Source organism: Pseudomonas sp. SIMBA_067, from assembly GCF_046534675.1.
Classification (GTDB): domain Bacteria; phylum Pseudomonadota; class Gammaproteobacteria; order Pseudomonadales; family Pseudomonadaceae; genus Aquipseudomonas; species Aquipseudomonas putida.
Genome location: NZ_JAWRYH010000003.1, coordinates 446,741 through 456,476 on the forward strand (window position 1 = coordinate 446,741; position 9,736 = coordinate 456,476).

The 9,736-nt window shown below is 64.7% G+C and carries 3 protein-coding genes and 1 rRNA gene; all 4 read right to left on the bottom strand.

Annotation, left to right across the window (positions count from 1 at the left end; all coding sequences use genetic code 11):
- Positions 1–83: 83 nt before the first annotated feature.
- Positions 84–2,159: an exodeoxyribonuclease V subunit alpha gene (gene recD, locus SB765_RS10535; RefSeq protein ID WP_410910858.1), complete on the bottom strand. Its 2,076-nt coding sequence runs from the start codon at positions 2,157–2,159 to the stop codon at positions 84–86.
- Entirely contained in the window at positions 2,156–5,830 is a 3,675-nt protein-coding gene (recB, locus tag SB765_RS10540) for an exodeoxyribonuclease V subunit beta (protein ID WP_410931286.1), read from the bottom strand. The genes recD and recB overlap by 4 nt, the downstream gene beginning before the upstream one ends.
- Positions 5,827–9,306, bottom strand: coding sequence for an exodeoxyribonuclease V subunit gamma (gene recC / locus SB765_RS10545; RefSeq protein WP_410931287.1), 3,480 nt, complete (start codon positions 9,304–9,306; stop codon positions 5,827–5,829). Before recC ends, recB begins: the two co-directional genes overlap by 4 nt.
- Positions 9,307–9,456: 150 nt before the next feature.
- A 5S ribosomal RNA gene (gene rrf / locus SB765_RS10550) occupies positions 9,457–9,572 on the bottom strand.
- Positions 9,573–9,736: the final 164 nt, after the last annotated feature.

Sequence of the window (9,736 nt, forward strand, 5' to 3'; positions counted from 1 at the left end):
CAGCTCCCACAGGTGCAGCACAGCTTTCAAAGGCTGTGGAATCCCTGTGGGGGCTGACTTGCCGGCGATTGGGCCTCGCGGTCTTACACCTGTTCCAGCATCAACCCGGAAATACGCCGCACCTTGCGCGCCACCGCTTCTTCGAAAATGCCCTGGCGTGGCTCGACCAGGCTGAAGCAGTGCTTGGCCCGGGTGATGCCGGTGTATACCAGCTCCTTGGTCAGCACCGGGTTGAGCGCATCTGGCAGCACCAGGGCCGTGTGGCTGAACTCCGAGCCCTGGGACTTGTGCACGGTCATGGCAAAAACCGTTTCCACTTCATTGAGCCGGCTGGGCAAGACGAAACGCACACCACCACTGCCGTCGTTCCGCGGGAAGGCCACCCGCAGCAGCGGCTCACCGCGCTCGTCCGGCAGGCGCAAGGCAATGCCGATATCACCGTTCATCAGGCCCAGGCCGTAGTCGTTGCGGGTCACCAGCACCGGGCGCCCTTCGTACCAGGGCTGCTGGCTGTCGATCAGGCCGGCATTGTGAAGCACCCGGGCCACCCGTTCGTTGAGGCCTTCGACACCCCAGGCACCCCGGCGCACCGCGCATAGCAACTGGAAGTCTTCAAAGCTGTGCAGCACCTTGCCCGCCCATTGTTCCCACGCGGGGTCATCAAAGGCGGTTTCCAGTGCAGGCCGGTAGCGGCCAAGGGTGCGCAGGTAGCTGCGATAGCCCTGCGGGCCTTCGGCACCGCGGTTCAGGCCGTCGAGTAGCAGGCGGTCGAAAGCACGGTCCTGCTCGTGCTTGAGGGCAAGGCTGTGCACGTCGGCCGGCGGCTTGGCCAGCAGGTTGCGCGCCGCGTGGGAATCCTGGCGATTGACCAGCCGCGCCAGCTGGCCAATGCCGCTGCCTTCGCCGAAGCGCCGCGAGAAGCGCAGCATCACCAATTGCTGGGCCAGCGGATTGCGCTGCTCATCACCGGCCTTGAGGCCGCTGGCGGCCAGCGACTCGCCACTGATCTGCTCCAGCCACGCTGCGGTCGCTGGCGAGTAATAACCCTCTTCGGCATCCCGGCACAGGTCGCCCAGTACCGCACCGGCCTCGACCGAGGCCAACTGGTCCTTGTCGCCCAGCAGCACCAGACGCGCCCGGGGTGGCAAGGCGTCGAGCAGGTTGGCCATCATTTCCAGGTCGATCATCGATGCTTCGTCGACCACCAGCACGTCCAGCGGCAGCGGGTTGCCGGCGTGATGGCGGAAGTGCCGGGAACCGGGGCGGCTGCCGAGCAGGCGGTGCACGGTGCTGACGTCAGTGGGGATTTGCCCGCGTACTTCGGCACTGACTTGCAGGCGCTCGACTTGCTGGCCAATGGATTCGGTCAGGCGCGCAGCGGCCTTGCCCGTCGGCGCGGCCAGACGGATGCGCAGCGGCCTGCCCTGCTCCACTGCCGGCCCTTGCAGCAAGGCCAGCAGGCGCACCACGGTGGTGGTTTTACCCGTGCCGGGGCCACCCGTGATGATGCTGAAACCGGCACGGGTGGCCAGCGCACAGGCGAGCTTCTGCCAGTCCACCTGGCCATCTGGTGCACCGCCCTCGAACAGCTGTGCCAGGCGATCTGACAGGTCGGGCAGCGGTGCTTCGGCCTGGGTCAGGCGCTGACGCAAGGTATGGTCGATACGCCGCTCGTAGCTCCAGTAACGGCGCAGGTACAAGCGCTCACCGCTGAGTACCAGTGGCCGGGCTTGTTGGCCCGGGGTATCGCCAGCGGCCACCAGCGAGCTGGCGGCGATGCGCTGGCGCCAGGCATTCAGATCGAGGTTGGCCAGCAACTGCGACGGCAGCAGCAAGGGCCCGATCAGGGCATCGCCTTCAGGCGGCAGCGACAGGGCGAAGTCGGGCTCGGCCAGGGTTTGCTGCAGGTCGAGGCAGACATGGCCGTGGCCCAGTTGGTGGCTGGCCAATGCTGCCGCCAGCAACAGCAAGGGATCACTGCCGGGGGCGCGCTCTTCGAGGAACGACACGAACGCACGGTCCAGGGCCCGCAGCCAGCCCCGCTCTACCCAGCGGTCGAGCAGTTGCAGCAGGTCACCGCTGTCATGCTGCGGCGCCAGCGCCAGCAAGTGCTCGGCGTGCAACGGGGTGGGCAACAGGTCAACCAGGTTTCGGCTCATATCTCGGCTCCGGCAAACAGGTCCTGCTGTGCCGGTGGGTGCTCGCCACGGAACAGCGCATCAAGGCTTTCGATCAGCTCGCGCGGTGGCTTGGTGTGGTACACGCCGTGGCCGCTGCTGCTCGCGCCGCGCAGGAAGATGAACAGGGCGCCGCCGACATGGCGGTCGTAATCGTAGTCCGGCAGGCGAGCGCGCAACTGGCGGTGCAGGGCCAGCAGGTACAGCACGTACTGCAGGTCGTAGCGGTGCTCGATAATGGCCTTTTCCATGGCCATGGCGTCGTAGGCCTGGATGTCCGGGCCCAGCGAGTTGGACTTGTAGTCGGTGACGTAGTACCGCCCGTCCAGCTCGAACGCCAGGTCGATGAAACCTTTGAACATGCCGTTGAGCACGGTCGGCTGCGCCGCCGGGCGTGCCAGGCCCGGATGGATGTGGCGTGCCACCAGGCGGTCGAGTTGTTCGGCGTCGACCTGGTGGCTCGCGAACCAGAACTCCATTTCGATCTGGTAATGACACAACTGCCCCAGCGTCACGCCCTGGTCGCTGCCCGGCAACGGCAGCGCCTCGCCCAGCAAGCGTCGCATCCACTGGCTGAGGGTGGGGATCCAGCCGGTCCAGTCGCGACGGTTACAGCGCTGGCCAACGGTGCGCTCGATCAGCTGCGGGTCACTGCTGACCTGGCTGAAGCCCTCGCGCCCCGCCCATTCCAGCAAGCCATGCAGGAAGGTGCCGGGGTTCGGCCCCCGCGGGAAGCGGTGAATGTCGCCACTGTCGGCCGGCACATCGCGCAGTACCTGGGCATCGACCACTTCGTCATCCAGCAGTTGCTGGGCCTGCGAACTGTCGGCAACCAGCGCCTGATCGCCGATACGCAGGGCGCTGTACGAAGCGATCCACCAATGCTCGGCCGCTGCGCGGCGCGGCTTGCGTGCGGGCAGCAGCTCACGGTCGGCATGGGGCATGCGATATACCTGCTCATCTGCCGGCGGCAGGCCAGGGCAAGCGATGTGCGGGCATGTCGCCGCCAGCGCCTGCAACCACTGGGTAAGCTGCTGCGAGCCTGCCAGGGCAAGGCCACCACCCAACAGATAGCCAAGTGCCGAGCGGTGCAGTTGTGAACTCTTTTGATTGCCGCGCTTCAAGTCGGCAACACCCAGCCAGCAAGCATGCTGGGCACGGGTCAGGGCCACGTAGAGCAGACGCAGGTCTTCGGCCAGGCGCTCGTCGTCGGCCCGCTCGATCTGCGCCTGGTCCGGGGTCAGGGTGAGGTGGGCGTCGCCGTGGCTGTCATGCCAGGCCAACGGCAGGCGGCTGCCGTCCACCGGTTTGCTGGTGCAGATGAACGGCAGGTAAACCAGGGGATACTCCAGGCCCTTGGACTTGTGGATGGTCACCACCTTGACCAACTGTTCGTCGCTCTCCAGGCGCAGGATCTGCTCTTCACCGGCCTGCCCGGAACTGGCCAGGTGCTCGGCCAGGTGGCGGATCAGCGCCTGTTCACCGTCCAGCTCACCCGCCGCCTGCTGCAGCAGTTCGGCCAGGTGCAGCAGGTTGGTCAGCACACGTTCGCCGTCACTGCGACGGATCAGCGTGCGCGGCAGTTGGAAGTCGTGCAGCAGGTGCCGCAGCATGGGCAGCACACCTTGGCGTTGCCAGGTATCGCGATAATGGCGAAAACGCATGACCCAACCTTCCCAGACCCGTTCGTCCTGGTTCAGCCGGTCCAGCGCGGCCAGCGACAGGCCCAGTGTCAGGCTGGCCAGTGCGGCCTTGAGCAGGCGCTCCGAGTCTGGCTCGGCGCAGGCCTTGAGCCAGGCCAGCAGGTCGTGGGCTTCCTGGGCGGAAAACACCGAGTCCTTGTCGGACAGGTACACACTGCGCACATCGCGTGCGGCCAGCTCGGCGCGGACCATCTGCGCTTCATGGCCGTCACGCACCAGGATGGCGATGTCCGAGGGCAGGCACGGGCGCAGTTCGCCTTCGCCATTCTGGAAGCCCGCTGTGCCCTGCTGACCGCCATTGAGCAAGGCGACGATATGGCTGGCGCAGCTGGCCGCCAGCTGCTGGCGGTAGACACTGCTGGAGACTGGCTCTTCGCTTGCCAGCTGCCAGCATTGCAGGGCTGCGCTGGCTTCCCCGTCAATCAGCAGCTGTTCGCCACGGCCCTTGGCGCGGACTTCGATGAACGGCAGCGGGTTGTCATCGGGCTCGCGGAACAGGAATGCCCCGCGCCCCGCATCACGCGCCTCGGCCTGCAGGAATACCTGATTGACCGCCGCGACCATGGCCTTGCTGGAGCGGTAGTTGGTATCCAGGCTATGCAACCGGCCGCTGGTGGCGCGCCGTGCAGCGAGGTAGGTGTAGATGTCGGCACCGCGGAAGGCGTAGATCGCCTGCTTGGGGTCACCGATCATGAACAGGCCGGTTTCTGCGCGGTTTTCGCTGATCTGGTAGATACGCTCGAAAATGCCGTACTGCACCGGGTCGGTGTCCTGGAATTCGTCGATCAGTGCTACCGGGAACTGCTCGCGGATCAGCCCGGCCAGGCGTTCACCGGCCTCGCTGGCCAAGGCGTGCTGCAGGCGCACGAGCATGTCGTCGAAGCCCATTTCCGCACGCCGGCGCTTCTCGATTTCGAACCGCGCCGATACCCAGTTGGCGGCATGCTCGAGCAAGGGCGCCTCTGGGCTGTCCAGGGCCTGCAATTGTTGCTGCAGTGTCTGCATCGCGTTGAGGGCCGGGTGCTCGGGTGGCTCGCCCTTCCAGGCTTCGGCCATGCCGTCTGGCGTCAGGCGGGTGAAACCGGTACCCAGGTCGAGCTCAACGAGTTGTTCGTCGCCGGCCCAGGCACAGAGCTTGTCGAACCAGGGCTCGAAGTAACGGGCCTGCATCTTGCGGCCATCGACCTGCTTGGCGGCCAGCGCATCGCGGCAGATTTGCCGCAGTTCGTCGGCCCACTGCGCCCACGGCGCCTTGAGCCGGGCCAACTGTTCGCCACGTTGCTGCAGCGATGCCTGGATCAGGGCTGCGGGCTCTGGCCCGTCCTGATGGGCGCGCACGCGGCCGAACAGTGGGCGAATGCGCGGCAGCAAGGCATCGGGGCTGCCCCAGTTGCCACGCACCCAGACCAGTGCGTCACCTTGCATGCCATAGCAGAAGCGCCGCCAGTAATCACGCATGACCTGGCCGAGCAGTTCACTGTGGTCGGTTTCCAGGGTCTGGGTGAACAAGCTGCCGCTGTCGAAGGCATGCTCGCGCAGCATGCGCTGGCACCAGCCGTGAATGGTCGATACCGCAGCCTCGTCCATCCACTGCACGGCGATTTCCAGGCGGCCTGCACAACGCGGCCAGGCCTCTTGCGGATAATCGTCACGCAGCTGATGCAGCAGCGGGTCTGCGCGTTCCAGTTCGCCACGGAAGAACCGTGCAGCCTCTGCCAGACGGGCGCGGATACGTTCGCGCAGTTCCTTGGTGGCTGCGTCGGTGAAGGTCACCACGAGGATCTGCGGTGGCAGCAGCTCGCGACCAAAACCCTGCTCACCTCCGTGGCCGAGGATCAGGCGCAGGTACAGCGCCGAGATAGTAAAGGTCTTGCCCGTACCGGCGCTGGCCTCAATCAGCTGGCTGCCGTGCAGGGGGAAACTCAGTGCCAGAGGACGGTCCTGGGTCATGCGCCTTTCTCCGGGTTGCCCAGGGTCTGCCAAGGGGCGGTGAACAATGGGCGGTACAAGGTTTCGCACCAGCCTTCAAAGGTTTCGTCAGCGGTGAGTGCGGCGAAGTCGCGGTACTGTCGGGCCAGGGCGATGCTTTCATTGCGCTCACCGAAACTGGTGCGCTCGTCGCCCTCATAGGCACGGGCAGCTGCGGCCAGGGCTTTGTCGGCATCGTCCTGGGCCAGCCAGGCGAACGCGGTCTTGGCTGCAACCGGCAGCGGCGCGTTCATCGCCGCCTGGCGGGCCACCAACAGGTCGCCAAGCAGTTGGGCGGCCTGGTCTTGCGGCAGCGGTGCGAGCAACAAAGTCAGGTCACTGGCCACCAAGGCACTGTTGTAGTGGTAGCCCGCCGCGCAGGCCGCCAGGTGCGTAACCCAGGGCGCAATCAGGCGGTGCCACTTGAGGTTGTTGCGCCCGGCGCTGATGGTGTTAGGCACGGTGGTGATGCTCAGCAGGCTCTGGTCATCCGCCTGGAACACACGGCCCAGCCAGCCTTCGAGCCGATGTTGGCCGTGCTCGAAATGCACCGGCAACGCGCCCTCGACCAACTGGGGCCAGCGTTGCAACAACTGGCGGTGGCGTTGCAGCAAATCTGGTAGAGGTTCGATCAACTCGCTTTGCAGCAACTCGCCAAAGCCGGCCAGCGGCAGCAAGCCACAGGCCTGCAGACGTCGGGCCTGTGCCTTCAAGGCTTGCTCCGCATTGTCCGGCTCGGACAGCGCCGCACCCAGCAGGCTTTCGCTGGCGCCGTAGCGTTGCAGGGTATCGAGAACGAACGGTTCTTCATCTGGGGTTGGCGCTTCCAGCGCTTCGAAATACACCTTCAGCCGCTGACTGAAGAAATGCCGCACCGGGTGGCGCAGAAAGTCATTCAGTTGGGTGAGGCTCAAGGCTTCATCGTCCTGGTAAGGCGGCAGGTCGGAGTCGCTCTGCTCATCCTCCTCACTCTGCCGGTGCAGCACCTGCCATTCGTGGGCAAAGCTGAACAGCGGGCTGCCCTTCTCGAAGTAACGCGAGCTGAACGGTTGCAGCGGGTGCTCCTGGGTCAGGGCGTGTAAAAACTGCTCGCCCGGTTGTGCGGGCTGCCCTTGCTCTGCGCCGGCCAGATGCCAGCCGGCGGCGAGGTGATCGCGCAACTGGCCGATCAGTACCGAGGCCGGGCGCTCGCTGTTGTCGCGGATACTGCGCCCGATCCAGCTGATATACAGCTGGTCACGTGCCGACAGCAGCGCTTCGAGCAGCAGGTAGCGGTCATCTTCGCGGCGCGAGCGGTCACCGGGTCGGTAGTCGCTGGCCATCAGGTCGAAGTCCAGCGGTTGCTGGGCGCGGGGGTAGTCGCCATCGTTCATGCCCAGCAGGCAGACCACGCGAAACGGGATGGCGCGCATGGGCATGAGGGTGCAGAAGTTCACCGAACCGGCGAGGAAACGTTGCGACAGCTTGCCTTGGTCGAGGCCCGACAGCCAGGCTTCACGGACTACGGTCAGCGGCAGCGGGTCTTGCAGGTCAACGGCCTCGCACACTTCAAGCCAGCTATCGCGCAGCTCTTGCAATTGCATCAGCAGGAACTCGTCGTGCTCGCCCTCCGCGAGGAAGAACACTTGCAACAAGGCATTCAGGCGCTCCCCCCACTGGCTGACGGTAGCAGGCTCGGACAAGGCCTGATAGGCCACTTCGAGCGCGTCGAGCAGCGCGGCCAGCGGGCCGATCAATGCCGCGTCCAGGCCACCGATTTCATCGTAGGGTTCGATGCCATCACACGCTTCACCCACGCCCACCGCGTAGCCCAGCAGCATGCGCCGCAAGCCGAAACGCCAGCTGTTCTGTTCAAGCCCTGCGGGCAGGCCCAAGCTGGCCCGCTGCTCGGCATTGAGCCCCCAGCGAATGCCGGCGCCCTCGATCCAGCGGTGCAGGGTAGGCAGGTCATTTTCGCGAATGCCAAAACGTGCACGCACGGCCGGTACGTCCAGCAGGTCGAGCACTTCGCTGACCGCGAAACGGCTGTCCGGCAACTTCAGCAGGTGTTCGAGGGCGATCAGCAGAGGCTCGCGACCGCGCTGGCCCTGGTCGGTGAGGGTGAACGGAATGTAGCGCGGGTCATTGCGTTGCAACTGGCCGAACACCGCGCGGATATGCGGCGCGTAGGTGTCGACGGCCGGCAGCATGACGATCACGTCACGCGGGCGCAAGGTAGGGTCGGCGCTGAAACGGGCCAGCAGCTGGTCGTGCAGGATCTCCACTTCGCGTTGCGGGCTGTGGGCAATGTGGAAACGTACCGAACGGTCTTTCACCGTGTCGACTGCCGGCCAAAGCTCGCGGGTTTCGGCGAGCGGGCGCAGTTCGAGAATGTCGTCCTGCAACTGGTTTAGCAGCGTTGTGGGCGAGCCATCACTGAACAGGTCGATGCGGCCATCGCTGAACACACCCTGGTAGCTGCCTGGGTCGTCATAACTGTCGAGCAGGTTGATGTAGTCGCGGCCTTGTTTGCCCCAGGCTGCCAGCAACGGGTGGGCATGTTGATGCAGCGACTGGTCGTCCAGTTGCAGAGGCATGCCCTGCTTACGCTGCTGGCGCTTGTACTGATGGCGCAGCAAATCCTTGTCGGCAACGATATCGGCCCAGTGGTGGCGGCAGGGGTTGTGCACGCACAGCAGCACCTGACTGAAGCGTGCCAGGCCCGCCAACGCTTCCAGGGCCTGGGCTGGTAGCGAAGAGATACCGAACACGATCACCCGCGGTGGCAGCCCGGCCGGTGCCTGCTGCAGGCTGTTGATACGTTCGATGAAGCGCTGATGCACCCCGGCGCGGCTCTGTGCCATGCCCGCTTCACCGACATCATCCAGCAGCGCACGCCACAATTCGGCCTGCCAGCGATTGCCTGGGGGCAGCGCTTTGCGCTCGCCGCGGGCGGTGTTGAGAATGTGCTCGCCCGCCGCCCAGTCCTTGAGCCAATCAGCGCGGTAGACCTGGTACTGGTCAAACAGGTCGGCCAACCGCTCGGCGAGCTGGTAACGCTTGCGCAGGTCGCTGTCGTCGGTAAGGAAGCGCCGCAGCGGTTCGAAATGCGGGCGCTCGATCAGGGCCGGCAGCAGGCGCATCAGGCGCCAGGTCAGCGGGGCCTTGTCGAGCAGGGAAACTTCAGGAATTTCGTCGCGGCCCAACACGCTTCGGTATAACTGCCACATGAAGCTGCCGGGCAGTTGCACATCGATTGCGGCGGCGATGCCACAACCACCTTGGTCGTCTTCAAGGGGGTCTTCGGCCAAGGCGAGCTTGAGCCATTGGGCGATGCCATTGCTTTGTACCAGGGCGATTTCGTTTTCCAGCGGCGCCAAGGGGTAGCGACGCATCCAGCTCACCACCAGACTGCGCAGGTCGTCGAGGCGGTTGCCGTGGACGATCATGAAGCCGGGGTGGAGAGTGGTAGTAGCCATTGAGCATTCCCTGGGAGGCGGTTGATTCCGATGCGGAACCATATCACGGGGCATGCCGTGGACCATGGCATGCATGGAGACAAATCTTTTCCTAGGCGGAAAAGACAAAACCCCTACCTGCATGTGCAGATAGGGGTTTTGCGGAATGAATCTTGACGATGACCTACTCTCACATGGGGAAACCCCACACTACCATCGGCGATGCATCGTTTCACTACTGAGTTCGGGATGGGATCAGGTGGTTCCAATGCTCTATGGTCGTCAAGAAATTCTGTAGCCAGAATGTCCAGATGGACAGCCCAGCGAATCCGGATATGCGATATTTGTGGGTTGTTGCGAACTTTCGGTTCGTGTCATCTTCACCACCACAATTTGGCGTCTTAGGCGCAAATTGCTTGGGTGTTATATGGTCAAGCCTCACGGGCAATTA